This is a genomic window from Microbacterium imperiale (genome assembly GCF_017876655.1).
GTDB classification, from domain to species: domain Bacteria; phylum Actinomycetota; class Actinomycetes; order Actinomycetales; family Microbacteriaceae; genus Microbacterium; species Microbacterium imperiale.
Genome location: NZ_JAGIOK010000001.1, coordinates 1,398,178 through 1,424,098 on the forward strand (window position 1 = coordinate 1,398,178; position 25,921 = coordinate 1,424,098).

22 protein-coding genes are annotated in these 25,921 nt (G+C 71.1%); 5 read left to right on the forward strand and 17 right to left on the reverse strand.

Features of this window, described 5'->3' with window-relative positions; all coding sequences use genetic code 11:
- Positions 1-67 precede the first annotated feature (67 nt).
- The 5 genes from JOF37_RS06780 to JOF37_RS06800 all read right to left on the reverse strand — a co-directional run bounded on the left by JOF37_RS06780 (position 68) and on the right by JOF37_RS06800 (position 7,669).
- Positions 68-3,064, reverse strand: a complete 2,997-nt coding sequence (locus JOF37_RS06780) for an alpha-mannosidase (protein WP_210006154.1) — start codon at positions 3,062-3,064, stop codon at positions 68-70.
- A 48-nt stretch (positions 3,065-3,112) separates the two neighbouring features.
- Positions 3,113-4,402 carry a glycoside hydrolase 5 family protein gene (locus JOF37_RS06785; RefSeq protein ID WP_210006155.1) on the reverse strand — a complete coding sequence of 430 codons (1,290 nt, stop codon included), beginning with the start codon at positions 4,400-4,402 and terminating at the stop codon, positions 3,113-3,115.
- A gap of 100 nt (positions 4,403-4,502) precedes the next feature.
- The gene (locus JOF37_RS06790; protein ID WP_245338112.1) at positions 4,503-5,414 is read right to left on the reverse strand and encodes a carbohydrate ABC transporter permease; all 912 of its coding nucleotides are present in this window, start codon (positions 5,412-5,414) and stop codon (positions 4,503-4,505) included.
- A complete protein-coding gene (locus JOF37_RS06795; protein WP_210006156.1) occupies positions 5,411-6,388 on the reverse strand; it encodes a carbohydrate ABC transporter permease in 978 nt (325 codons plus the stop codon). Before JOF37_RS06795 ends, JOF37_RS06790 begins: the two co-directional genes overlap by 4 nt.
- 9 nt (positions 6,389-6,397) lie before the next feature.
- Positions 6,398-7,669 carry an ABC transporter substrate-binding protein gene (locus JOF37_RS06800; protein ID WP_210006157.1) on the reverse strand — a complete coding sequence of 424 codons (1,272 nt, stop codon included), beginning with the start codon at positions 7,667-7,669 and terminating at the stop codon, positions 6,398-6,400.
- Positions 7,670-7,811: 142 nt separating this feature from the next.
- On the opposite strand from JOF37_RS06800, the gene JOF37_RS06805 reads away from it, so the two are divergent.
- Entirely contained in the window at positions 7,812-8,873 is a 1,062-nt protein-coding gene (locus JOF37_RS06805) for a LacI family DNA-binding transcriptional regulator (RefSeq protein ID WP_210006158.1), read from the forward strand.
- Here the strand turns inward: JOF37_RS06805 and JOF37_RS06810 are convergent.
- The 7 genes from JOF37_RS06810 to JOF37_RS06840 form a co-directional block, all read right to left on the reverse strand.
- Positions 8,843-11,947 (reverse strand): glycoside hydrolase domain-containing protein, encoded by a 3,105-nt coding sequence (locus JOF37_RS06810; protein WP_210006159.1) that lies wholly within the window; start codon positions 11,945-11,947, stop codon positions 8,843-8,845. The genes JOF37_RS06805 and JOF37_RS06810 overlap by 31 nt on opposite strands.
- Before the next feature lie 76 nt (positions 11,948-12,023).
- Positions 12,024-12,938 (reverse strand): endo-beta-N-acetylglucosaminidase H, encoded by a 915-nt coding sequence (locus JOF37_RS06815; protein ID WP_210006160.1) that lies wholly within the window; start codon positions 12,936-12,938, stop codon positions 12,024-12,026.
- A gap of 127 nt (positions 12,939-13,065) precedes the next feature.
- Positions 13,066-14,076 carry an SDR family oxidoreductase gene (locus tag JOF37_RS06820; protein WP_210006161.1) on the reverse strand — a complete coding sequence of 337 codons (1,011 nt, stop codon included), beginning with the start codon at positions 14,074-14,076 and terminating at the stop codon, positions 13,066-13,068.
- A 134-nt stretch (positions 14,077-14,210) separates the two neighbouring features.
- Positions 14,211-14,582, reverse strand: a complete 372-nt coding sequence (locus JOF37_RS06825) for a hypothetical protein (RefSeq protein ID WP_210006162.1) — start codon at positions 14,580-14,582, stop codon at positions 14,211-14,213.
- Between the two features lie 30 nt (positions 14,583-14,612).
- Positions 14,613-16,082: a UDP-N-acetylmuramoyl-L-alanyl-D-glutamate--2,6-diaminopimelate ligase gene (locus JOF37_RS06830; protein WP_245338113.1), complete on the reverse strand. Its 1,470-nt coding sequence runs from the start codon at positions 16,080-16,082 to the stop codon at positions 14,613-14,615.
- A gap of 132 nt (positions 16,083-16,214) precedes the next feature.
- Positions 16,215-17,708, reverse strand: coding sequence for a UDP-N-acetylmuramoyl-L-alanyl-D-glutamate--2,6-diaminopimelate ligase (locus JOF37_RS06835; RefSeq protein WP_307803443.1), 1,494 nt, complete (start codon positions 17,706-17,708; stop codon positions 16,215-16,217).
- Positions 17,709-17,810: 102 nt separating this feature from the next.
- Positions 17,811-18,107 carry a DUF7882 family protein gene (locus tag JOF37_RS06840; RefSeq protein ID WP_210006165.1) on the reverse strand — a complete coding sequence of 99 codons (297 nt, stop codon included), beginning with the start codon at positions 18,105-18,107 and terminating at the stop codon, positions 17,811-17,813.
- Between the two features lie 125 nt (positions 18,108-18,232).
- Between JOF37_RS06840 and ulaA the strand changes: the two genes are divergently transcribed.
- Both ulaA and JOF37_RS06850 read left to right on the forward strand, forming a co-directional pair.
- A complete protein-coding gene (gene ulaA, locus JOF37_RS06845; RefSeq protein WP_210006166.1) occupies positions 18,233-20,050 on the forward strand; it encodes a PTS ascorbate transporter subunit IIC in 1,818 nt (605 codons plus the stop codon).
- The gene (locus JOF37_RS06850) at positions 20,041-20,742 is read left to right on the forward strand and encodes a sugar isomerase domain-containing protein (RefSeq protein ID WP_210006167.1); all 702 of its coding nucleotides are present in this window, start codon (positions 20,041-20,043) and stop codon (positions 20,740-20,742) included. Before ulaA ends, JOF37_RS06850 begins: the two co-directional genes overlap by 10 nt.
- Here JOF37_RS06850 and JOF37_RS06855 read toward each other — a convergent pair.
- Together JOF37_RS06855 and JOF37_RS06860 are read right to left on the reverse strand one after the other, a co-directional pair.
- Positions 20,693-21,439, reverse strand: a complete 747-nt coding sequence (locus JOF37_RS06855; protein WP_210006168.1) for a GntR family transcriptional regulator — start codon at positions 21,437-21,439, stop codon at positions 20,693-20,695. The two genes, JOF37_RS06850 and JOF37_RS06855, sit on opposite strands and share 50 nt — an antisense overlap.
- A gap of 49 nt (positions 21,440-21,488) precedes the next feature.
- Positions 21,489-23,015: a SulP family inorganic anion transporter gene (locus tag JOF37_RS06860; RefSeq protein WP_210006169.1), complete on the reverse strand. Its 1,527-nt coding sequence runs from the start codon at positions 23,013-23,015 to the stop codon at positions 21,489-21,491.
- Between the two features lie 141 nt (positions 23,016-23,156).
- Here JOF37_RS06860 and JOF37_RS06865 point away from each other — a divergent pair, with 141 nt between their 5' ends.
- The gene (locus tag JOF37_RS06865) at positions 23,157-23,510 is read left to right on the forward strand and encodes a MerR family transcriptional regulator (RefSeq protein WP_245338523.1); all 354 of its coding nucleotides are present in this window, start codon (positions 23,157-23,159) and stop codon (positions 23,508-23,510) included.
- Positions 23,511-23,519: 9 nt separating this feature from the next.
- Here JOF37_RS06865 and JOF37_RS06870 read toward each other — a convergent pair whose 3' ends face one another.
- Positions 23,520-23,786 (reverse strand): hypothetical protein, encoded by a 267-nt coding sequence (locus JOF37_RS06870; RefSeq protein WP_210006171.1) that lies wholly within the window; start codon positions 23,784-23,786, stop codon positions 23,520-23,522.
- Positions 23,787-23,944: 158 nt separating this feature from the next.
- Here JOF37_RS06870 and JOF37_RS06875 point away from each other — a divergent pair, with 158 nt between their 5' ends.
- Positions 23,945-24,400, forward strand: a complete 456-nt coding sequence (locus tag JOF37_RS06875; RefSeq protein WP_210006172.1) for a MarR family transcriptional regulator — start codon at positions 23,945-23,947, stop codon at positions 24,398-24,400.
- Between the two features lie 23 nt (positions 24,401-24,423).
- On the opposite strand, the gene JOF37_RS06880 is transcribed toward JOF37_RS06875, so the two are convergent.
- Positions 24,424-25,548: a hypothetical protein gene (locus JOF37_RS06880; protein ID WP_210006173.1), complete on the reverse strand. Its 1,125-nt coding sequence runs from the start codon at positions 25,546-25,548 to the stop codon at positions 24,424-24,426.
- The gene (locus JOF37_RS06885; protein WP_210006174.1) at positions 25,545-25,895 is read right to left on the reverse strand and encodes a PadR family transcriptional regulator; all 351 of its coding nucleotides are present in this window, start codon (positions 25,893-25,895) and stop codon (positions 25,545-25,547) included. Before JOF37_RS06885 ends, JOF37_RS06880 begins: the two co-directional genes overlap by 4 nt.
- Between the last annotated feature and the right edge of the window lie 26 nt (positions 25,896-25,921).

The following is a 25,921-nucleotide window of genomic DNA, read 5'->3' on the forward strand; positions in this document are numbered from 1 at the left end:
CGACGACAGGGCGGTTTCACTCACCCTCCGATCCTGCCACCGCCGGCTGCCCCGTCCCGACACCGCCTCATCTCACTCGGTAGGTGCGCACCTCGAAGGGGCGCAGCTCGACCGGGATGCGCCCACCCTCGTGCTCGACGACGTCGGCGGCATCCTCGATGAGCGACGCCTCGCGGACCTCGCGCGCGCCCTCGACCGTCATGTCGCCCGTGACGCGGCGACCGTATGGCTCGTAGACCCGCACGATCAGGTCGCCCGACCGGTCGGCGGCGAGCTTCACGCCCGAGACGACGATGCCCGCGGTCGCCCTCACGAGCGGCGCGACGGGCGACCCGGCGCGCTCGCGCACCGCGGTGTTGAGGGCGATGCCCGCCGCCGTCGCCTGCTCGATGTCGGCGCCGATGACGAACCCGTAGCGGTGGCTCTGAAGGCCCTGGTCGGTCTCGGGGTCGGGGAACCGGGGGGCCCGCAGCAGCGAGAGCCGGACCGTCGTGACGATGCCCGTCTCGGGGTCGGCGTCGCGCGTGACGTCGTACCCGTACGTCGAGTCGGTCACCAGCGCCGCCCCGAAACCGTCCTCGGCGATATGCACGAAGCGATGCATCGACGTCTCGAACTTCGCCGCCTCCCAGCTGGTGTTGGTGTGCGTCACCCGCTTGGCGTAGCCGAACTGTGTCTCGGCGGCCGTGTGCTCGGCCTGGATGGCCAGCGGGAACGACACCTTGAGGAACTTCTCGACCTCGTGCCAGTCGGTGACCTGCGAGATCTCGATGGCACGAGAGCCCGGGCGCAGCACGAGCTCCTGCGAGACCGTCGACTGCGAGAACGACCGCACGATGCTCACGTGAGCGACGCCGCCGCGCTCCTCCACGGTCAGAGCATCGAGTCCCGTGAGGTCGGTGACCCGGTTGCGGTAGAAGCGGTCGACGTCCCACGCATCCCACATGTTGGGGAAGTCCTGGTGCAGCTGCAGCAGGTTCGCGGGCTGACCCGCTGCGATCGACTCGCGCCCGCTCGCCAGGTCGATCGCCGAGGTGATGAGGCCGCCGGCAGAGATCGTCACGCGCACGAGGTCGTTGGCCAGCACGACCCCGCCGTCCTGTTCGACCACCTCCACCGCCCCCGCAGGGGGAACGACTGCCGCGGCGCCGAGACCCGACACGCCGTCGCGGGTGAACGGTGCGGCGTTGAACGCGATGGGCTGGTCCCCCTCACCGGCGAGGATCTCCTGCGCTCGGTCGATGAGCGCTTCGGCGGCGGCCGCGACGCGCGCGTAGTGCTCGGCCGCCTCGCGGTGCACCCAGGCGATCGAGGTGCCGGGAAGGATGTCGTGGAACTGCTGCAGCAGCACCTGCTTCCACAGCGCGTCCAGCTCGTCGTAGGGATAGTCAGCACCGGTGCGGCGCGCCGCGGTCGCCCACCACAGCTCGGCCTCGACGAGGAGGTGCTCGGTCAGCCGGTTGCCCTGCTTGGTCTTGTGCTGGCTGGTGAGGGTCGCCCGGTGCAGCTCGAGGTACAGCTCGCCGACCCATACGGGCGGTTGGGGCAGCTCGGCCATCGCGCGCTCGAAGAACGCATCGGGATGCTCCCATGCCACCCGGGCGCTTCCTTCCAGGTCGGCCAGGCGCGCGGCCTTGCCGGTCATCTCGCGCGTCGTGCCGCCACCGCCGTCACCCCACCCGACGGGGGCGATCGAGCCGGAGGCCACACGAGACTCGCGGAACTGCCGCGAGGCCTTAGCGACCTCCATGCCCGACAGCTGCGAGTTGTACGTGTCCATCGGCGGGAAGTGCGTGAACATCCGCGACCCGTCGATGCCCTCCCACGCGAAGGTGTGGTGGGGGAACTTGTTCACCTGGTTCCACGAGATCTTCTGCGTGAAGAACCACTCGAAGCCCGCCCGGCGCATGAGCTGGGGCAGCGCCGGCGAGTAGCCGAACGAGTCGGGTAGCCAGACGCCGCGCGAGCGGATGCCGAACTCCTCCTCGAAGAAGCGCTGGCCGTAGAGGAACTGCCGCGCGATCGCCTCGCCGGTGGGCATGACGGTGTCGGACTCGACCCACATACCGCCCAGCGGCAAGAACCGGCCGTCGGCGACGGCCTCTTTCACCTTCGCCCACACCTCGGGGCGGTGCTCCTTGAGCCACGCGTATTGCTGCGCGCTCGACATCCCGAACCGGAAGTCCGGGTCCTCGCCGAGCAACTCGGTCATGGTCGTACTGGTGCGCGCTACCTTGCGGATCGTCTCGCGCACGGGCCAGAGCCAGGCCGAGTCGATGTGTGCATGACCCACCGCCGAGATGCGGTGGGCGCTGGCCTCGGCGGGCGAGGCGAGCACCCCGGCGAGCGCGGCGCGTGCGTCGGCGGCCGTCTCGGCGATCCGCTGCAGATCGAGCCGGTCGAGGGCGTCGTCGAGCGCCTGCAGGATGCGCATGCGGCGTGGCGACGTCTCGGGCAGTTCCGCCTGCAGCTCGACGAGCACCTCGAGGTCGAGCGACAGCTCGTGCACCTCGGGCTCGAAGACGGCCAGGTCCATGTGGCGAACGGTGTACAGCGGTCGAGGCGACGAGGTCTGGATGTCGCCTTCCTGCGTCGGCAGGAAGGGGTGGTAGTCCAGCAGCACCGGGTTCGCGGCCGCTTCGATGAAGAACTCGACCTCTTCGCCTCCGACCGCTCGGTCGGCGATGCGCACCCACTGGTTCCGCGGGTTGAGCGACTTCACCGGCTCCCCGTCGGGCAAGTAGACGAGACCTTCGCATTGGAAGCCCGGCATGTTGGGGTCGAAGCCCAGGTCGACGAGCGCCTCGACGCGACGACCGGCCCACTCGGCGGGCACGCGCCCGCGCACGCGGAACCATGTCGTCGACCAGGCCGGCCCCCACGGCGAGCCCGACGCGAACGGTTCGAACTCGAGCGCGAGCCCCTCGGCGGGCGGCACCGGTTCGCCCGGCAACCGGGTCGCGGCGATCTCGAGCGGGATGCGGGCGGAGTGGATCGCGGGTCGGATGCGCTCGGTGAGCACGCGAGCGGCGCGGCCGGTGGTGAGGGGGATGTCGTCGTGCATGGGTCGAGGGGTCCGTTCGGTCGTCGGGTCGGTCGGTCGGTTCGTCGGTCAGGGCTGGGGGGCGGGGTCGGGCAGCGTCGCCGCCGCTCCCCCGCCGAGGGCGGCGGGCACCCCGTCGGCGGCGGCATCCGGCGTCTCCGTCCGCTCGATGCCGCGCGCTGCGAGCAGAGCGGTGTCGTCTCGGCGCGAACGGAGCACCACTTGCGGGCCGCGTCCGTCGCGCTCGGCGGTCCGCATCCACGACTCGAAGAACGAGCCACCGGGCGCGCAGTCGGCCCGGTACGGCCCGGCATCGTCGAGGACGAGGCCCACCGGCGCCGGTGCGGGCCGCGGCGACCGACGCAATTCGCGCGCCAGCTCGGCGAAGCGACGCCCCGTCGGCTTGACGCGGCCGTGCTCGTCGATCAGCCCCAGGTCGTACTCGACGGGCGGGAAATCGAGCATCGAGCGGGCGACGTCGTGCGAGCACCACCACGTGATGCCCGAGAGGGCCGCGACGTCGGCGGCGTGCCGGACGGTGCGTTCGAGGAACTCCGCGGCATCCTCGCGGTCGACGACGGTGACGGGCACCCCCACCTCCTGCAGCCAGACCGGGCGGTCGGCGGTCGCGTGCCACGCGGCCGCGAGCTGCGCGAGGTATTCGGCATGCCGCACCGAGCCGATGCCCAGGCCCCCGTGGATCTGGGCGGCACCGTTGAACACCCAGGAGTGGACGACGGTCTCGTCGCCGTGCTCGGCGGCATGCCGAGGCAGGAACGGCTGCCGTTCGTCGTACCAGGTGGCGTCGTAGGCGGCGTGCGTGATGAGCCCCGGAGCGCTGTCGCGGGCGACGCCCAGCAGGCGGACGAGCCACTGCTCGGCCTGGCCGTCGTCGATCGGATGCGGGTGCGGGTGGGGCTTCGCGGCGAACTGGTTCACCTCGTTGCCGAGCGTCAGCCCCAGGACGTTGGGCCGGCCCTGCAGCACGGCACCGAGCGCGCGCACGTACGCCTCCTCGCCGGCGAGCGCGATGGGGTCGGTGAACATGTTCCGCTCGTGCCAGGTCGTCACCCACGCCGGGAGGAAGTCGAAGCTCGACAGGTGCCCCTGCAGGGCATCGACGTTGACGTCGAGACCGAACTCGGCGGCGGCGTCCACCACCGCGCCGATCTCATCGAGCGCGGCCGGCCGGATGAGTCCGCGGTTGGGCTGTACGAGGTGCCAGAGCGGGAACAGCCGCACGTGGTCGGCCTCGAGTTCCGCGATGGCGGCGAAGTCGCGCCGCACCTCGTCGAGGTCGAGGTCGAGCCAGGCGTGGAACCATCCGGCTCGCGGTGTGTAGTTGACGCCGAATCTCATCGCGGGACCTCCCGCCCGAGGCGGAGCGCGAGTCGAGGGCGAGGACGGTGGGGAGACATAGGGCCTTCCGGTGTCGGGGGGATCGTCGGGGCGGTCGGGCTCAGCCCTTCACGCCGCCCTCTTCGACGCCCTTGAAGAAGTGGCGCTGCAGCACGGCGAACACGATCGCGATGGGGATGAAGGCGATCATCGAGCCGGCGGCGATCAACCGCTGGTCGTTCGAGAATGTGCCCGACAGGTACTGCAGCCCGATCGTCAGAGTGAACTGGTCGGGACTGGTCAACACGATGAGCGGCCAGAGGAAGTCGTCCCACGCGCCGATGAAGCTGAAGATCGCGATGACGGCGACCGTGCCCTTCACCGACGGCAGCGACACGTTCCAGAACCGCTGCAGCGCGTTCGCCCCGTCGATGACCGCCGCCTGGTCGATCTCGTCGGGCAGCACGCGGAATGCGTTGTACATGAGCAGGACGTTCAGTGTGGCGACCATGCCCGGCAGTGCCACGCCGAGCAGCGTGTCGGCGAGGCCGAGATTCCGGATCGTGACGAAGTTCGCGATGATCGTCGCCTCACCGGGCAGGATGAGCGTGGCCAGGAAGAGGCCGATGACGATCTTGCGTCCGCGGAACCGCAGTCGTGACAGCGCGAAGCCGGCGAGGGTGGAGAACACGACGTTGCCGCCGACGGCGAAGACCGCCACGAACAGCGAGTTGCCGATGAACTGCCAGACGGGGATCGCGTCCATGACGCGGGCGTAGTTGTCGAGCGTGGGCTGGCTCGGCCACAGTTGCGGGATGCGCGTGTAGATGTCCTCGCTCGTGCTTTTGAGCGACGTCGACAGCTGCCACAGGAAGGGCCCGATGCTGATGAACAGCACGAACACCAGCAGGGCGTAGCGCGCGACGATCTCGCGGGGACGCATCGACCCGAATCCGCCGCCGCCGCGCCGCCGCCGCGGCTTCCCGACCGGCACGGGCCCCAGCTCGGCCTGCTCGCGGGTGACGGTGCTCATTCGCTTCTCCTGCTGTTGATCTTGGCCAGCACGAGCATCGGCACGAGCGTGACGATGAACATCAGGATGCTGAGGGCGCTGGCGTATCCGAGGTCGCCCGAGAATCCGCGGGCGTACTGCTGGATGAGCATGACCATCGTCATGGCCTCGCCGCCGGCGCCGCCGGTGCCGCCGGTCATGATGAACACCTCGCTGAACACCCGCAGCGCCGCGATGCACACGAGGACCGCGATCAGGAACATCGCTCCGCGCACCGCGGGCAGGGTGACGGAGAAGAACCGGCGCACGGCGCCCGCTCCGTCCATCGCGGCGGCCTCGTGGAGGTCGCGGCTGACGTTCCCGAGGGCGGCGAGGTAGATGATCATGTAGAACCCGAGTCCCTTCCACACCGTGAGGCTGACGGCGCTCAGGATGATGAGCCACCGGTCGGTGAGGAACGGCAGCGGCTCCTGGATGATCGACATGGCCTGGGCGAGGCCGTTCACCAGGCCGCGGTCGTCGAGCATGAACGTCCAGATGAGCGCGACGACGACGGCCGAGGCGATGACCGGCGTGTAGAACGCGGTGCGGAAGAAGGCGATGCCGGGCAGCTTCTTCTCGACGAGCACCGCGATCAGCAGCGGCAGGATCGTCAGCAAGGGCAGGCAGACGAGCATGAACACGACGCTGTTGAGCAGCGCGTTCATCACCTGGTCGTCGCTCAGGATCAGCTCGAAGTTGCGGAAGCCGACGTACTGCTCGTTGCCGCCGAGCGGCTTGGCGTTGGTGAAGGCCATGCGCACGGTGTTGAACGACGGCCAGATGGAGAACACCGCGAGCCACAGCAGCGCGGGGGCGAGGAAGATCCAGGGCGTCCACGCCCGCGTGGCGTTGGCGGGGCCGCTTCCGACGGGCCGGCCGCGACGACGCGGAGCTTCGGGGGTGGTCCCCGCGGCCGGAGCGATGCCGGCCGCGGGGAGGTTGGTCACGGTCATGACCGTCGCTTACTGCCGGGCCAGCAGGTCGTTGAGCTTCTCGACGGACTTGTCGAGGGCCTCCTGCCCCGAGATGTCGCCGCGGATGGCGAGGGCGATCTGCTGGTTGAGGTAGTCGTTCATCGCGCCGTTGACCGAGTACGGCGTCAGGACCTCCGCGGTCTTGAGCGACTCGAAGCCGATGGTGCGCGCCTTCGCCGAAGGGGTGCCGTCGTCCTCGGTGAAGTAGGGGTCGGCATCCGAGCCCTGCGTCGACGGGAAGACGTTGGCGATGTGCGCGAAGGCGTTCTGGTTCTCGGCGTTCGTGACGAACTCGGCGAAGGCGAGGGCCGCGGCGAGGTTCTCGCTGGCAGCCGAGACGCTGAGGCCCTGCACATACAGCGGCGAGATGTTCAGCGCGGGGGTGATGGCGACGTTGCCCTTCAGGCTCGGGTTGTTCTCCTCGAACGAGTCGATGGCCGTCGCGCCGCCGGTCGTCCAGGCGACCTTGCCCTGGGTGAACAGCTGCGCGTTGCCGAGGTAGTCGGCGTTGAGGACCGTCGGCGGCATCTCGCCGTTGGCGTAGGCCTGGGCGTAGCGGTCGACGAGCGCGGCGGCATCCGGGGTGTTGAAGACGAACTCGGTGCCGTCCTCGTTGAGGATGTCGACGCCCTCGAGGGTGAAGTCGCCGATGCCGGGCACGCGGCTGATCAGGTAGTTCTCGGGGCACGCGTCCGCCATCGTGGCCGCTTGGGCGAACAGGTCGTCGGTCGTGGCGGGCGGGTTGGCCGAGTCGAGTCCGCAGGCGTCGAGCTGCTGCGCGTTCCAGTAGTTCACGTCGGTGCCGAGGTACCAGGGGTAGCCGTAGACGCCGTCGACACCGTCGAAGCGGTAGGCCTCGACGGATCCCTCGAAGTACGTCTCGGCGAGGTCGGTGGCCTGGCTCACGTCGTACAGCAGGCCCTGCTGAGCCAGCGGCAGCGCGAAGTCGGGGGGCAGGTTCACCACGTCGGGCAGGGTGTCGGTCGAGGCCTGCGAGAGCACCTTCTCGGAGTATCCGTCGCCGGGCTGATCGAGCAGCTCGACGGTGACATCGGGATGCTCCTCCTCGAAGGCCGCGATGACGCCGTCGAGGTACTCCGAGTAGGTCGGCGTGAGCGACCAGGTCTGGAAGCGGATGGTCCCGCTCACCTCGCCGTCGGGGTCCGAGCCGGTGGCGGCTCCGCTCGAGCAGCCGGCCAGCAGAGCGGATGCGGTGAGCAGTCCCAGGGCGGCCAGGACCGGTGTGCGCGGGTTCCTCATGGTGTGCAACTCCTTCGTATGCAGACGATGCGCGGCGCTTTCTGCGGGGGGAGCGCGAAAGCGGCGTCGGGGTATAGCCTGAGCAACTAAACCGAGTAAGTCAAGGAACTGCTTATTCGGTTCAGTAGATTCGAGGAAGCCGATGACGACACCCCGCAAGCGCGCTACGATCGCCGACATCGCCCGCCGACTGGGGGTGTCGAAGGCGGCGGTGTCGTTCGCTCTGAACGACAGACCCGGCGTCAGCACCGACCTGCGCGAGCGAGTGCTCGCCGTCGCGGCCGAGCTGCGCTACCGCCCCAACTCGGCAGCGCTCGCCCTCGGCCGCGCGCGCGTCGACGTCATCGGGCTCGTGCTGAACCGGCCGGCCCGCACGCTCGGCACCGAGTCGTTCTTCCCCGAGCTCATGGCCGGCATCCAGGCCGGCCTGGCCGAGACCCACACGGGTCTGCAGACGCTCGTGGTCGCATCGCTCGACGAGGAGCTCGCAGCCTACGGAACGTGGCAGTCGGCCCAGCGGGTGGACGGTGTGATCGTCGTCGACCCGCGGCGCGACGACGCCCGCATCGCCCTGCTCGACGAACTCGGCCTGCCCGCCGTTCAGATCGGCAGCCACCCGAGCGACGATCCGCTCATCCCGAGCGTCTGGATCGACGACCATGCGGTGGCGACGGCGCTCTTCGACACGCTCTTCGAGCTCGGGCATCGCCGCGTCGCGCATGTGATGGGCCCGCTCGACTTCGAGCACACGGAACTGCGGCGCGCGGCATTGCGAGAGTGCGCAGGGCGCTACCGCGCGCCCGAGCCCCGCTCGGTCGAGACCGACTACTCGGCGGAGCAGTCGGCCGAGGCGACGCGCTCACTGCTGCAGGACGGGGGTCGGCCGACGGCGATCGTGTACGACAACGACGTCATGGCCCTCGCCGGCCTGCGCGTGGCGCAGGAGCTGGGGGTCGCCGTTCCCGCCGACCTGTCGCTGGCGAGCTTCGACGACTCCATCGCGATGCGTCTGGTCCGCCCGTCGATCACGGCTCTCACCCGCGACACCTATGCCTTGGGCGAGCTCGCCGCACGCACGCTCATGGACGTCATCGCGACCGCGGGCCCCGTCAGCTCCGTGCCGGCCATGCCGCCCACCCTGTCGGCGCGCGAGAGCACGGCACCGCTGACCGATCAGCGCGGCGGAGCGAACACCTCGAGCTGAGCCAGCCGCAGCGCGGACACGGCGCAGAAGCGCACCGCGGTGATCGCGGCATCCCGTCCGGCGGTCGTGAGGAACGGGCGCGTCTGGGCCGCGACCTCGAACACTTCGTCACTGCGCGCGTCGAGCTCGATCCACTCCCCCGCCACCGTCCGCGCCTCGAGGCGCCACGACGCCGTCACGGTGGATTCACCCGCGACCGGCGCCGGCAGCGGCACCGGCTCGCCGGCCGGGGTCACGGCATAGAGGCCGACACGACCGGGCTCGGCGAGCGGCAGCTCGATCCGATCCCCGGGCGCGAGCTCCACCGGAGCCGCGCCCGCGTCGTCGGCGACCGATCCCGGCCGCGTCTCGAGCAGATCCACGAGCGGGTCGACGCCGGCCTCGATCGAGAAGGACGAGGGCCGGGATGCCGCCGCCCACCCGGTCGGATCCTCGGAGAGCACCATCTCGATGCGGTCGGCGGTGAGGATGACCTCGGCCGGCACGGCGATCTGATGCCACGGCCGACCATCGATCCGCACCTCCCGGATGTACGGCGCCCCCGCTCCGACGGCGACGATCTCGAGGGGCCGTTCGCGCCCTTCCGGGTGCAGCACGACGCGGGGCAGCAGCGGCGGCGTCAGCACGAACTCGCCCGACCCGGGGACGAGCGGATACAGGCCGAGCACGGCGAACAGGTACCACGCCGACATCTCGCCGTTGTCCTCGTCGCCCGGATAGCCCTGACCGAGGTCGGAGCCGGCGAACAGGCGGTCGCGCGCTTCGACGACGATCCGGTGGGCGTCGTCGTGGCGGCCGGCGAAGCAGGCGGTGAGCGGGATGTGGTGCGCCGGCTGATTCGACAGGCCGAGCATGCCCATGCGCACGTCGCGCGCCTCGCTCATCTCGTGGATGACGAACCCGTACGAGCCCACGAGCGCCGGATCGGCCGTCTCGGGCGTCGCGAAGAACGCCGCGAGCGCGGCGGCCAACCCCTCCTCACCCCCGTGGAGGTCGGCCAGCCCCGCACCGTCGTGCGGCGCGGTGAACATCGTGCCCCACGCGTTCGTCTCGGTGTAGTCGTGCCCCCACTCCGCCGGGTCGAAGGCCTCGGGGCCGACGCGCCACGAGCCATCGGGCCGCCGCCCCACGAAGAACCCGAGCGGCCGCCCCGAGACCTCGTGCAGTCCGCGGCGGAAGACCGCGCGGTAGCCGAGCGCGCGGCGGGACAGGTACTCGCGCTCGGCCTCGAGCCGGTCGCGCTCGGCGGCATCCGTCGTTGCCTCGAGAAGCGTCTGGGCCAGCCGCGCCGCGGCCGCGTCGTTGATCGCGTTGTCGAGGGTCCACGACATGCCCTCGTGGGTCGCGGTGTCGATGTAGCCGCGGAAGATGCCGGGGCGCAGGCCCTTGCGCCCGACGCGCGCGTCCGCCGCCGGCACGGTCGCGTGGCGCAGGGCGGATCGATACGCCTCGTCGGTGCGCAGCGGCACGCCGAGCGCGGCGAGGCCGGCGAAGACGGTGTCGCTGGTGGTGCCGGTCATACTGTCGACGGGGCCGGGGGCGCTCCAGCGGGCGACCCAGCCGGCATCCGTGAAGTGCTGCACGAAGCCATCCGCGAGTGCTCCCGCCGTGGCGGGGGTGAGCAGTCCCAGCAGCGGCCACGCGGTGCGATAGGTGTCCCAGAACCCGTTGTTCGACGCATACGGACCGGCGCGCACGACGCCGTCGACGGGGCTGCGGTAGCGCGGGCCGTCGGGGGTCGGCTCGTCGTGGGCGTTCGGGTAGCTGAACACCCGCGCGAGGGAGCCGGCGATCGACCGCATCGTGTCGTCGCCGACCTCGGCCGCGTCCGGGATCTCGACCCGCCCCAGTACCCGCCGCCACGCCGTCGCCGCCCGTTCGCGCATCGTGTCGATGCCACCCGCATCGCGTGCGTTGCGGACGGCCTGCTCCGCGTCGATGGTCGAGACGCCGACGATGGCGTCGGTCGCACGACCCGAGAACCGGATGACGCCGCCGAGGGCTCCGCCGCGCAGCCGCAGGTCGTGCCCCGCGGCGCCCGGCAGGACGGCGTGGACGTAGTGGTCGGGGCGGTCGCCGCCGTCGCGCAGGTGCACGTCGAGGTGCAGCGCGCCGTCTCGGTGCGCCCACGATGCGTCGACCGCCTCGCCGAGGTGGTCGACGACGACGCTGAGCGTCTCGCCGCGTGACCGGAAGCGCATGCCGACGGCATGGCGCGCGGCGGTCAGCAGCACCGAGACGCCGTCGAGCTCGACACGGTACTCGTGCGGCCCGGCGTGCTCGCTCTCGCGGTCGAAGCTCCGCGCACGCTTGCGACGATCGCGCGCCGGACGCGCCTCGGGGCTCGGCATGAGCTGGAACACGCCGCGGTCGCCGATCCACGGACTGGGGATGTGGCTGGTCGCGAAGGCCTCGATGCACGGCGCGTCGGCCTGCCACCGGTACGGCCAGTTGCCGGCGCTCGCGTCGGTCATCGGCAGCGCGAAGACGCCGCCGTGGGGCAGGGTCACGATCGGCGCGGTGTTGCCGCGCGAGAATCGGTCGGATCCGCGGGTGCCGCGCCGCGTGTCGACCCACCCGAGCATCTCGGCCGGTCGCTCGGGCGCGCGCACGACGACGGGCGGTTCGACGAACACCGTGCGCGTCTCCGCGCCCGGGCCGACGATCAGGCGGATGCCGCTGACGCGGCGCCCCGCGAACGCCGACAGGTCGACGGTGCGACGGTTCCACTGGTCGACCCAGAACCGTTTGGCGTCGGCCTGCGCCGCCGGATCCAGCGCGGTGCCGTACTGGTCGCATGCCCCGGCGGCGCCGGCGGTGGTGCCGTCGTCGAAGGCGACGTCGACTGTCATCGCCGTCGCCGCGTAACGATCGCCCGCCGCCGCGACGGGGAACAGGTCGCACACGAGGCGGTCGCCGACCGCGATGCGGTGGCCGGCGAGCTCGGCTACATCGACGGCGCCGCCGTGCGGTCCGGCGTCGACGCGCAGGCACCGCCGGCGATCGTCGAACGGAGTGTCGGCGGGGGCCGAGGCGGGAACGCCGCGGCTGATCTTCGGTGACGTCGAGGACACGGGTGGATGGCGGCTTTCCGATGGAGGGCGGGGGACGGGAGGTGGGGCGGGCGGCGATGGCCGCCCGCCCCGGGCGTCAGCCGACGTAGACGGCGTCCTGGCCCGACAGCACGCGGGTGAATGACGACACGTAATCGCTGTGGTCACCCGCGGTGAGGTTGTAGGTCACGTAGACGCCGAAGCCGTCCTGCACGGTCCGCCGGGCGAGGTTGGCCGCCGTCGCGGCGGAGGTCTGCGTGAGGTCGATCGCCGCGGCGCCGAGCCGGTCGGCCCCGACGCCGGGGTAGGCCGGGACGTTGTACTGGCCGTAGTAGGGGTTCCAGATGTAGTCGAGCTTGTCGAGCACCGAGGCCGGCGCCGTCTTCAGGCTCTCGGCCGTCTCGCCGATGTCGTACAGCGAGATAATGCTGCCGGCCGGCAGCTTCGCGTCGAGCGCCTCGACGAGCCAGCGGGCGGATTGGTCGTTCGCTGCCGGCACCCCGGGGGTGCCGTAGGCGACCCACTCGTCGTCGATGTCGACGCCGTCGAGCCCATACCGGGTGACGACGGCCGCCACCTCGTCGGCGAAAGCCGCCGCGGCGGCCTGCGTCGGGAAGTTCGCGAAGCCCGCCGCCTGGTGGTTGCCGAGCAGCGAGAGGGTGACCTTGATGCCCTTCTCCTGCAGGGGACGGATCTGCTCGTCGGCGTTCTCGAGCGTCGCGGTCACCCGGTCGTTCAGGTGCAGCGTCGCCGCGGTGCCGTCGTGGTTGATGTTGGCGGCGAAGATGATCGCCAGGTCGAAGGCGTTCGAGCCGTCCGCGAGTTCGTAGTCCCCCACCGCGCGCAGGTCGCTGCTGTTGACCTCGACGTAGGCGACCGTCAGCGGATCGCTCGTCGAGTCTGCGGCAACGGCTGCCGGGGCGGCGGTGACGGCGGCCGCGGCGAGCGCCGTGGCGGCGAGTGCGGCCACCGCGGCGGGCCGACGGCGGAAGGGATTCGTGATCCTCGACATGATGCTCCTCGTTGAGTTCTCAGTCGCCGGCCGGATGCCGACGCGAGTCAGCGAACATCACTTAACCGGATTAGTCAACGATCGCCCGGGACCGCCGGGCCCTCGCGGGCCGGGCGGACTCCCTGCCTCAGCGACGGCGCAGCAGCGACACCGCCCCCGCGACGACACCGCTCGCCGCTGCGGCCGCGGCTGCGTAGAGCGGCGTGCGATGCCGAATCGCCCAGGTCTGGATGCTGCCGGAGCGGGCGCGGTCGTCGAACACGCCGTGGGCGCCGTGATCGCCGGCCACGGGCTCGTAGAGGTTGGGCGCTGCCCCCGAGGGCGTGGAGCCCGGAGCGAACTGACCCTCCCACGCGTTCTTCGCGAGGTACCAGTCGAGGAAGCGTCCCGCGACGCGCGTGCCGAGGATGAGACCGACGGTCGACTCCCCCACCCACGTGCGACGGCGCGGCTTGTCGGCGACATCCGCCACGGCGCGCGCGCCGACCTCGGGCTGGTAGATCGGCGGCACCGGCTGGGGGTGGTGCGGGAAGTCGGACTTCACCCAGCCGAACTGCGTCGTGTTGAGGGCCGGCATGTCGACGATCGAGACGGCCACCTGGCTGCCCTCGTGCGTGAGCTCCGAGACGACCGAGTCGGTGAAGCCGTGGATGGCGTGCTTGGCTCCGCAGTAGGCGGCCTGCAGCGGGATGCCGCGATGGGCCAGCGCCGACCCGATCTGGATGATGTGTCCGCGGTCGCGGGCTCGCATGCGACGCAGGGCCGCGCGGGTGCCGTTGACGGCCCCGAGGTAGGTGACGGCCGTGGCGCGGTCGAAGTCCTCGGCCGAGGTGTCGAGGAACGTCGAGATCGCGCCCGACATGACGTTGTTGACCCAGAGGTCGATCGGCCCGAGTCCGCGCTCGACCTCATCGGCGGCGCGATCGACCGCGTCGTTGTCCGATACGTCGACCGAGACGCCGAGCGCCCGCCGTCCCGCCGCCTCGACCTCGGCCACGGCGGCGTCCACGCCGTCGCGGCCGCGGGCCAGCACGGCGACATCCCATCCGCGGTCGGCGAGCTCGCGCACGATCGCGCGCCCCAGTCCCGCGCTTCCGCCGGTGACGACGGCGACGCCGCGTCCTTCTGCCTGAGCCATGACGATTCCTTCCACCGAGATATCCACGGTGGACTCTCGCGATCTCGCGACCATTGTTGGTCGGGTCGCGCGCGCGGGGGGAACCGTTGCACCTCGACCGCGGATGGTCTAGGCGCGAGCGGTGGGTGACACGCTCAGCGCATCCCCGACATGCGGTCCCACTCGATCGACTTGAACTGCAGGAAGGCGCAGAGGTTCGCGGCCAGCGCGACCTCGGCGGCGAGGCCGGACATCTGCTGGGGGTTGAGCGTGAGGTCGTCCGTGCGCGCCGTCAGGGTCGCCTCCCACTCGGGCTCGTCGAAGCCTCGGGGCTGCATGTAGATCTCCGCCGGGGCGTTGCGCAGATGCATGATGACCAGCCCGGTGTCGAGGCCGTCCGAGCCGTCTTGGATCGCCACTTTGACCGACAGGGTCTGCTGGGTCTGCTCCTGCGCGAGGAACTCCGCCACCCAGCCCTCGAGCAGCGTCTTGGTCCTCACCGGAACCCGAGGCACGTCGTCAGTCATCGACACGAATATGCCACACAACGAGCGCGGTCAGGGCAGTGCGGATGCGGCGATCCCGACGTCATCGAACGGCACGGCCTCGTTGCCGACGATCCGCACGGATTCGTGCCCCTTTCCGGTGATGAGGACGATGTCGTCGGGGCCCGCGGCACGGATCGCGTCGCGGATGGCGGACGCGCGGTCACGGTCGACGTGCACGGCATCCGGCCGCGAGAATCCCGCGAGCAGGTCGGCGATGATCGCGTCGCCGTCCTCGTGGTGAAGGTCGTCGTCCGTGAGCACGACGCCGTCGGTGCCGGCTTCGGCGATGCGCCCCATCTCGGCTCGCTTGCCGCGGTCGCGATCGCCCCGGCCGCCGAAGACGAGCACGAGCTTGCCCTCGCGTGAGGCGAAGGCGTCGAGGGCCTGCCGCAGGCCGTCGGGAGTGTGGGCGTAGTCGACGACGACTCGCGGCGCACCGTCGCCGCCGGGATGCACGACCTGCATACGGCCGGGCACGCGGGCAGTGGTGCCGACCGCCGTCGCGATGTCTGCGGCATCCAGCCCTTGCGCGTGGAGGATGGCGGCCGTCATGACGATGTTGTCGACGTTGAAGCGGCCGATCAGCGGCGAGCGCACCTCGATCCGTTCGCCGTCGACGTCGAGCGTGAAGTCGGCTCCGTCGGGGCGCAGCCGGATGTCGCCGGCGCTGACCTCGGCGGCACCGATCGCGCTCGTCGACACCCCGACGCGGCGAACCCCCGCGGGCGGCGCGAGCGATCCGACGAACGGGTCGTCGAGGTTGAGGACGGCGGAGCGGATGCCGGGCAGCTCCAGGATCCGGCGCTTTGCGGCGGCGTACGCGTCCATCGAGCCGTGGTAGTCGAGGTGGTCGCGGGTGAAGTTGGTGAACGCGGCGATGTCGAAGCGGCATCCGTCGGCCCGCCCCTGCGCGAGCGCGTGGGAGCTGAGCTCGATGCCGACGGCGCGCGCACCCGCGGCCCGCAGGTCGGCGAGGAGCTCGTGCATCTCGACGACCGAGGGTGTGGTGAGGGCAGTCTCGGCGAGCGCACCGTGGACGCCCGCGCCCAAGGTGCCGATGCTGCCCGCGGTGATGCCGATGCGATCCCAGCTCTGCGCGAGCAGCTGCACCGTCGAGGTCTTGCCGTTGGTGCCCGTGACGCCCACGAGTGTCATGTCGGCCGACGGCCGGCCGGTGTAGTCGTCGGCGAGCGCCCCGACCACGTCACGGAGACCCCGGATGCCCCGGACGCGCGGGTCTGCGCTCGCGCCGTCGCGCTCCACGACCTCGAGGTCGGCCAGCACGACAGCCGCCCCGCGTTCGAGCGCCTGCGCGATGTGCGCGCCGACACGGTCGTCGCGCCCCGAGGCCACGAAGACGTCGCCGGCCTCGACCGTGCGACTGTCGCTGCGCAGCCGCTTGCCGGGTACGCGTTCCCCGGCAGCCCCGGCCGCCCAGCGACCGAGATCGAGCGTTCGGTTCTCGTCGACGTCTTCCATGCACCACTCCATCGACGTTGTCGATCGATGGTGCCCGACCGCCGGTCAAGCGACGGTCAAAAGACGGTCAACAGCGCCCATTTGCGGCCGGAGTTGGCAGAACGTCGCCGCCACCGGGGACGCGCGACGGCGTCAGCTCGCCGACCACGCCCCCGCGAGCGCGTTGTGGAGAGCGGATGCCGCGATCCCGGCGTCATCCGATGCGATGATGCCGTCGCCCACGACCTGCACCGCTTCGTGGCCCTTGCCCGCGATGAGCACGGTGTCTTCGGGCAGCGATGACGCGATCGCCGCGCGGATGGCGGACGCCCGGTCGCGGTCGACGACCACGGCCCCGGGTGCGCGGAAACCGGAGAGCACGTCGGCGATGATGGCGTCGCCGTCCTCGTGGTGGACGTCGTCGTCGGTGAGCACGACGACATCGGCGCCGGCTTCGGCGATGCGCGCCATCTCGGGCCGTTTGCCCCGATCGCGGTCGCCGGTGCAGCCGAACACGAGCACGAGCCGGCCGCGACGCGACGACAGCGCCTCGAGCGCTTGACGCAGCGCGTCGGGAGTGTGCGCATAGTCGACCACGACGAGGGGGCCGCCGGCGTCGGCGCCCACCACCTGCATGCGCCCGGGCACGCGGTCGGTACGGCCGACCGCGGTCGCGATGTCGGCGGCATCCCTGCCCTGGGCGTGCAGGATGGCGGCGGTCATCGTGAGGTTGTCGACGTTGAACCGGCCGATGAGCGGTGAGCGCACCTCGATCCGCTCACCGTCGACGTCGAGGGTGAAGTCGGCGCCGTCGGGGCGCAGCCGGATATCGCTCGCGCTCACCTCCGCCGAGCCGAGACCGCGCGTCGACACCCCGACGCGCCGCAGTCCCCCGGGCACCGAGAGAGAGGCCACGAACGGGTCGTCGACGTTCAGGACGGCCGCGCGGATGCCGGGCAGCGCGAGGATCCGCCGCTTGGCCTCGCCGTACGCCTCCATCGACGCGTGGTAATCGAGGTGGTCGCGGGTGAGGTTGGTGAACGCGGCGATGTCGAAGCGGCATCCGTCGACGCGCCCCTGGATGAGGGCGTGCGAGCTCAGCTCGATTCCCACCGCCTCGGCTCCCGCGCGCCGCACGTCGGCGAGCAGCTCGTGCATGTCGGTCACCGACGGCGTCGTCAGCGCCGTCTCGGCGAGGGCGCCATGCATGCCCGCTCCGAGCGTCCCGATGCTCGCCGAACCCATGCCCAGGCGGTCCCAGCTCTGCGCGAGCAGCTGCACCGTCGAGGTCTTGCCGTTCGTGCCCGTCACCCCGACCAGGCTCATGTCGGCCGACGGGCTGCCGGTGTACTCGTCGGCGAGCGCGCCGATGACGTCCGAGAGATGCGGGATGCCGCGCACCCGCGCGTCCACGTGCGTGACGGAGTCGTCGGTCAGCACGAGCGCGGCGCCGCGCTCGAGCGCCTGCGTGATGTGATCGCGCACGCGCGCGCCCCGTCCGAGCGCGACGAAGACGTCGCCGTCCTCGACCGTCCGACTGTCGCTTCGCAGCCGACCGGCCCGAATACGTTCCCCGGCGACCCCCGTCGCCCACCGATCAGGGTCGAGAATCCGACCCTCCCCCGTGTCTTGCATGCACCGCCCCATCGCTGCCCTGGGGTCGATCGTGCCCGTGTGCCGGTCAAAACCGGGTGAAGGACACGATGCGATTCCCGAGGGGCACGGTAGCGCATCCGGGAGGACGGCGGATCAGCCCTGGGGCTCGGGCACCATCCGCAGGCCGTCGGCGCTGTTGGCCGATTCCATGAGGGCGTCGATCCAACGCGGGTTGATCTGCGGCTGGCGGCTGCCGGCGAACTGGAACTGCACCGAGATCGTCGGGTGCAGCCAGAAGTCGCGGCGGCTCGTGCCGTGGGGCGAGCTCGTCTCGAACATCAGCGGCTCGCCGCGGCGCAGCTTGGTCATGATGACCAGACGCAGGTGCGCGAGAGCGCGGTCGTCCATCTCGACCGAATTAGTCACGTTGTCGTAGAAGAATCTGCCCACCGCGCCAGCCTAAGCGGCCTCCGATGGACCGGGGTCGATCAATATGATGCGCGCGCCCCGAATGGGCTATACCATTGCCCGCAAGCTCCATCACCGTCCGCGCCCGCTCCGACGTCAGGGGAAGCATGCCCACCTTCGAGGACCTCGTCGAGGTCATCACCAACAACCTCTTCGGCCAGGTCGCCGTCCTCATCGGCATCATCGCGATCGTGGGTCTGGCGCTGCAGCGAAAGCCCGTCGAACAGGTCATCGCCGGCGGCCTGCGGGCGACGATCGGCGTCGTCGTGCTGAACATCGGCGTCGAGATCTTCACGGGCGGCCTCTCGAGCTTCCAGGTCATCGTCGCCAGCGCGCTGGGCCTCGACCCGCCGGCATCCGACGCCTCGCTGACCGATTTCACCGCCGGGCAGGGATCCGTCGTGCCCCTCATCATTGCGGGCGGCTTCGTGGTGCACCTCGTGCTGGTGCGGATCTTCCGCGCGGCGCGGTTCGTCTACCTGACGGGCCACCTCATGTACTGGATGAGCGTCGTGATCGCCGCGAGCCTCGTCGAGGCGTTCGGCGACGTGAACCGCTGGGTGCTCGCCGGTGTCGGCTCGCTGCTCATCGGCTGCTACTGGGTGCTCCAGCCGCTGTGGACCGCGCCGTTGATGCGCCGGGTCATGGGCGACGACGAGGTGGGCCTCGCCCACACCGACTCGACGATCGCGATCGCGGCCGGGTACGGCGCCCGGGCGCTGCGGCTGGGCGACCCGAAGAAGCACGACTCCGAGAACCTCAAGCTGCCCCGCGCCCTGTCGTTCTTCAAAGACATCAACGTCTCGACGGCCTTCGTCATCGGCGTCATCATGCTCATCGCCATCCTCTTCGCCGATCAGGGGATCGTCGCCGAGCAGATGGGCGACGCCACGGTGCTCCCCTGGGTGTGGGCCCTGCTGCAGGCGCTGCGGTTCGCCGCCGGGATCGCGATCCTCCTGTTCGGCGTGCGCATGTTCCTCTCCGAGATCGTCCCCGCCTTCAAGGGCCTCTCCGAGCGGGCGCTGCCGGGCGCGAAGCCCGCCCTCGACCTGCCGGTGACCTTCACGCGCGCACCGACCGCGGTCATGATCGGCTTCCTCGCCTCGACCGTGACGTTCCTCGCGCTCATGGTGCTGTTCGCCGGCGCCGGCTGGTTCGTGCTGGTGCCGCCGATGATCATGCTCTTCTTCGGCGGCGGCGCCGGCGGCGTCTTCGGCAACGCGGTCGCGGGCTGGCGCGGCGCCGTGTTCGGTGGCGTGCTCAACGGTGTCGTCCTCGCGTTCGGTCAGTGGATCGGCTGGGGCGTGTGGGGCGGCACCGCGCCCGAGCTGGCGACCCTCGCCGACGCGGACTGGTTCGTCGTCGGCTGGACCCTGCGCGGACTCGGCGGCCTGCTCGCGCCGCTCGGCACCACCGCGGCGCTGTGGATCCTGGCGGCCGTCGTCGTCGCCGCGACCGTCGCCGTGCTGCTGATCCTCGGTCGCCGCTCCGGCCGCACGCCCGAGGCGGCATCCGGCAGCACGTCCGTGACCGCGACCGTCCCGGCATCCGGCACCGCGACCAGCGCCGCGGCCGAAGCGCAGCAGGCGTCGGCCCCCGTGTCGGCGCCCGCGGCGATGCGGGTGACCGACCGCCCCGAGAATCTGACCGTGCTCGCGGTGTGCGGCGCCGGCATGGGATCGAGCCTCATCCTGCGCACGACGGCGCAGCGCGCATTCGAGCAGCTCGGCATCACGGCATCCGTCGACAACACCGACATCGGATCGGCGCGCGGTCAGCGCCCCGATGTCGTCATCGGCCAGCCGTCGTATCTTTCAGAGGTCGGTGAGATCGCGCCTGTGACCGTCGCCATCACCCACTTCGTGGATGTCTCGCACGTTCGCGAGCAGATCCGCGCGGGACTCGAGAAGAAGGGATGGCTGTGATGACCAGCCTGGGAGAGTTCGTCGACGGCGTCGGCGAGCGCAATGCCACGCAGATCGATGAGGCGGCACGGGCGATCGCCGCGACCGCCGCAGCCGGGGGACTCGTCCGCCCCACGGGCGCGGGTCACTCGCTCGCGGCCGTGCTCGAGACGTTCTTCCGGGCGGGCGGGCTCGCCTTCGTGCGCCCGATCTGGCACCCCCGGATCCTGCCCCTGACGGGGGCGGCGGCCGCGACCTCCGCCGAGCGCGAGGTGGGCCTCGGGGCAGAGGCGGCGCGCGCCGCGGGCATCGAGGCCATCGACACGGTCATCGTGTTCTCGAACTCCGGCACCAACCCGTTCCCGGTCGAGGTGGCCGAGGCCGGCCAGGCCGCCGGAGCCACGGTGATCGCGGTGACGTCCCGCCGCTCGAACGAGGCTGCTCCCCGGCGCGCGGCGCACCGCCTCATCGATGTCGCCGACATCGTCATCGACACGGCCGTGCCGCCGGGCGACGCGACGTGGCCGCCCGAGGCGCCCGTCACGGCGCCCGTGTCGAGCCTGGCGACCAACACCGTGTGGACGCTCGTGCTGCGCCGCGTCTACGAGCTCGCGCCCGAGGCGCCGCGGTGGCGCAGCGCCAACGTGCCGGGCAACGACGAGGTCAACCGCGAACTCTCAGCGCGCTTCGCGGAGCGGATCCCCGAGCTGTGATCGGCGCGAGCTGCGCCGACAGCTCGAATCGCGCCGCCGAGTAGGTCGACACCGTCCGCTCGACGACGACGCCCTGCGACTCGGACGTCCGGATGAGCTCGAGCACGGGAGCGCCGGCGGCCAGGCGCAGGGTCGCCGCGTCGTCGTCGTGCACGATGCCCGCGCGGATCACCTGCTCGCCGGCGTCGAAGCGCACGTCGTACTCCTCCAGCAGCACCCGGTACAGCGAGTCGGCGGCGAAGTCGTAGCGCTCCAAGCCGGGAAAGGCGTCGGCACGCAGGTGCGTGCGCTCGATCGCCATGGGCGTGCCGTCGGCCAGGCGCAGCCGCACGAGCACGAGCACCGGATCGCCCGGCGCCATGCCGAAGATGGCCGCCTCTGCGGCATCCGCTGCGACGGTCTCGAGCCGCAGCACGGTGCTCGAGGGCTCGTGGCCGCGGGCTCGCATGTCTTCGGTGAAGCTCGTCAGCTGCAGCGGCATCGAGACGGCGGGCCGTGAGACGAACGTCCCGCGACCGACCTCGCGCGTGAGCAGCCCCTGGCGCACGAGCTCGTCGATCGCGCGCCGGGCCGTCATGCGCGAGACGCCGGTCTCGTCGGCCAGCTGACGCTCGCTGGGCACGGGCGCGCCGATCGCGGACGAGCCGATGCGCTCGAGGAGCATGTCGGCCAGCTCGCGGTATTTGGGCGCGGTCACGCTCCGATCTTCCCACCCGCTCCCCCGGGCGCCCTGAACGCGTCGCGGGTCAGTGCCCGCCGACCGATCCGGTCAGACGTCCGTGCAGGGCGGATGCCGTGGCGTTGAGCCCGGCGATCGTCACGGTCTTGCCGTGCCGCTCGTACTTGTTCACGACGGCGTCGAGCGCGGCGACGGTCGAGGCGTCCCACACGTGCGACCGGCTCATGTCGATCACGACGCGCTCGGGGTCGGCGGCGTAGTCGAACTGCGTCGTCAGGTCGTTGCTCGAGGCGAAGAACAGCTCGCCGTCGACCGCGTAGTGCGCCGTCGGCACGCCGTCGTCGGTGCGCAGCGACCGCGTCACGGTGACGAAGTGCGCGACGCGGCGGGCGAACATCACCATGGCGGCGACGACCCCGAGCACCACGCCGATGGCCAGGTTGTGCGTCCACACCGTCGCGATCACGGTGATCAGCATGACCGCCGTCTCGCTCTTGGGCATGCGCCGCAGCGTGCCGGGGCGCACGCTGTGCCAGTCGAAGGTGGCGACCGACACCATGACCATCACCGCGACGAGAGCCGCCATGGGGATGATCGCGACGATGTCGCCCAGCACGAGCACGAGGATGAGCAGGAAGACCCCCGCGAGGAAGGTCGAGATGCGGGTGCGCGCACCCGACGCCTTCACGTTGATCATCGTCTGGCCGATCATCGCGCAGCCGCCCATGCCGCCGAACGCACCCGAGAGGATGTTCGCCGCGCCCTGCCCGAGCGCCTCGCGCGTCTTGCGCGAGTGGGTGTCGGTGATGTCGTCGACGAGCTTGGCGGTCATGAGCGACTCGAGCAGCCCGACGACCGCCATCGCGAGGGCGTTGGGCGCGATGATCCGCAGCGTCTCGAGCGTCAGCGGCACGTCCGGGAACAGGAGAGCGGGCAGGCTGTCGGGCAGCTCGCCCTGGTCGCCCACGGTCGGCACCTGCCACCCGAAGGCTACGACCGCCGCGGTGAGCAGCACGATCGTGACGAGCGGGGCGGGAACCACCCGGGTCAGGCGCGGCATGAACGCGAGGATCAGCAGGCCGACGGCCACGAGCGGCCAGACGAGCCACGGGATGCCGTCGCCGAACAGCTGCGGCAGCTGCGCCGTGAAGATGAGGATGGCGAGCGCGTTGACGAAGCCGACCATGACCGAGCGCGGTATGAATCGCATGAGCTTCGCGATGCCGAGCACCGCCAGGACGATCTGGATGAGACCGCCGAGGATGACGGTGGCGATGAGGTAGTCGACGCCGTGCTCGCGCGCGACGGGTGCGATGACGAGCGCGATGGCTCCGGTCGCCGCCGTGATCATGGCGGGCCGGCCGCCGAGGAAGGCGATGGCGACGGCCATGACGAACGATGAGAAGAGACCGAGGCGCGGGTCGACGCCCGCGATGATCGAGAACGCGATCGCCTCGGGGATCAGCGCGAGCGCGACGACGAGACCGGCCAGCACCTCGCGGGTCAGCAGGCGCGGGCTGCGCAGGGCCTGCAGCACGGTCGGCTCGATGCGGTAGCGCGCGGCGGCGTCACGGCCGGGGATGACAGCGGACACGGGGCCTCCAGACGGGCGCGGATGCCGTCCGCGGGCGGAGAGAATGAGAGGGGCGCGAGAACCGCGCCGAGAGCAAATGTTACGTAACGTGAGGTTTGCTGTCGAATCGAGGAGGGCGACCGCGTGACCGAGGAACGCACGATGCGCATCGGAGAGGTGACCGAGCGCACCGAGCTGTCGTTCCGCACGCTCCGCCACTACGACGAGATCGGCCTCGTCACCCCCTCCGCCCGCACCGACGGCGGGTTCCGGCTGTACACCGAGAGCGACGTCAGCCGCATCCTGCTCATCCGCCGGATGAAGCCGCTGGGCTACAGCCTCGACGAGATGCGCGAGCTGCTGGATGTCGTCGATGCGCTCGCCGCGCGCCCCGGCGACGCCGAGCTGCGCGCGCGACTCGAGACGATCCGCGCCGAGGCCGCCGAGCGCCGCGCCAAGCTGAGCCGTCAGGTGGCGATGGCCGACGAGTTCCTCGAGCAGCTCACCGACATCTGACGGCCGCGCTCACGCGTATGCGCGATGGACGTGCCACCCGGCTTCGCCGCAGTAGACGTCGAAGACGAACGAGCAGCCCTCCGGGTCGGTGCCCTGGAATCGCCACCCGTACAGGCCGCGACGGCGGTCATCCGCGACGTCGAGCGACCACACCGAGTCGCGCAGCCTCGTCGGGGTGTCGCTGACCGTCCAGCGCCGGCCCGCGTAGAACATGCGGGCGGGGATGTCGTCGACGAGCCAGAGGGTCACGTCGTGCGAGCTCGTCGTATCGGTCATGGCATCCGAGAATAGAACAAATCTTCGATTGTCTCTACCCGCCGGTGGTGAGGCTCACCTTGCCTGCCATACCAGGTGAGCGCTCCCACGGAAAGAGGTGCCTCTCGCGCTCACGCTCCGCAACACTGAACCTGTAGGGCGCAAGTGCAGGGGGATCCATGGCAGTGCAGGACGAAACGTCATCGGCGGCAGCCGTACTCGACGCGCTTTCGGCGTACGAAGCGGCCGAGGGCGCCATCCGGGTCCGCCTGCGCGACTCGATGCTCGTATGCGAGAACGACCTGCTGGCGCTCGAGCAGCTGATCGACGCGCAGGACCGCCACGTCGCGCTCACGCCGTCGAACATCACGCATGAGCTGGGCATCTCGTCGGCGAGCACGACCGCGATGCTCGACCGCCTCGAACGCGCCGGCTACCTGCGACGCGAGCCGCATCCGTCCGATCGACGCAAGGTGTTCGTGACGCTCGGCGACCGCCCCATCGAGAACCTGCGACGCTCGGGAACCGACATGCACCACCGCGTCGAGACGGTCATCGCCGACATGCCGGCCGGGTCGGCGACCCTGCTGGTCGACTTCCTCTCGCGCATGCGCGTCGCCGCCGAAGCCGCCTGACCCACCACCCGGCTGAACGGACCTCAAGCCGCTCCAGCGCGGGCGTACGGGGCCACGCGCCCGGCCGGCGCCCACCCGAACAGCAGGAGCGCCACGGCCACGCTGACCGGTCCGACGACGTCGAAGATCAGCGACGCCGCCGACACCTGGCCCCCGGTGGCCGCGAAGCTGTCGGCGATCGACATCCCGATGCCGAAGCCCGAGAACAGGCGCAGGAACAGCGCCGCCCCGATCACCGCGAGGTAGAGGATGCCGAGCCGGCGCGGCGTCAGCCAGGCCCCGCGCGGCCCGAGCGCGACGGCGGTCACGGCGATCGCGACAGCGAGCCACACCCCTGCCCACACGGCGACGAAAGCGACCGCGACCGCCGGCTCGAACCTGTCTCGCTCGATCATCGCGGCGTAGATCGCGTCGAGGCCCCAGCCGGGCACCTTCGCAAGCGGGTTCCAGACCAGTGTGTCGACCGCGCCGAGGCCGAGCAGCGCGGCCACGGCCGCGAGGCCTGCGAGCGCGATCGGCCGTCGCCGCCGAAGCGGTGCGGAGCGCCGCTCGAGGACGAGGGGCATTGCGCGCCAGGCGGCAGCGAGCCCGACCGCGGCACCGGCCAGCGTCAGCCCGACCACCGCGGCGGCGATCTCGGCCGAAATGGCGCTCCCCCACCCGAAGGTCAGCACAGCGACGCCGGCCGCGGTGACGACGAAGGCGATCCGTGCGGCGACAGAGCGCGACAGCGCCGCGGCGCCCGCGAAGAGCGCGACGGCGACGAGCGCGCCGATGAACGCGAGCACCCCGAGTACCGAGTGCGCGGCCGCCAGCACGAGCTCGAGCGCAGACGGGATGCCGCTGCCCGAGCTGCCGGCATCACCGGTAAGCCACTGCGAGACGAGCACCGCGACGATCGCAGCGATCAGTGCGATGCCTCGCCGGCTGAGGCGACGCGGGGCGGCGCCGCGGGGTTCGCCGGTGAGCGCCGGAGCGTCCCGGTCCGCCGTCAGCGCCACGGCGATCGCTCCTCGCACGACATCGCCCGGTCGCATCCCGACACCGGAGGCCCCGGCGACATCCGCCCGCCACTGCTCGAGGTGACGCGAGCGCGAGGCGGCCGGCATCGTCCGACTCACGGCGCGCAGCACGAGGTCGACGTTCATGCGTTCACCCCCAACGCGTCGCCCGGGTCCGGCGCAGCCGTTCCCGCCGCGCTCGCCCGCCGGCGCTGCATCCGGAGGGCGTGCGCATCGATCGCGGCGCGGGCTGCTGCGGCTCCGTCCGGCGTCAGCCGGTAGAGCCGCCGCCGGGGGCCGCTGCGACGCGCATTGACCTCCCACTCGGAGCTCACCCACTCGATCGACTCGAGCCGCTCGAGGATCGGATAGACGCTGCCGGCGGGCCGCCCGGTGCGGCTGACGACGAGCAGACCCCACACCGGCTCGGATGCCTCGACGAGGGCCACGAGCACGTCTACGGTCGCCGGAGTCACGCGTTTCAGGGCTTGCATGGCGCCGACTTTATCTCTATATAGCT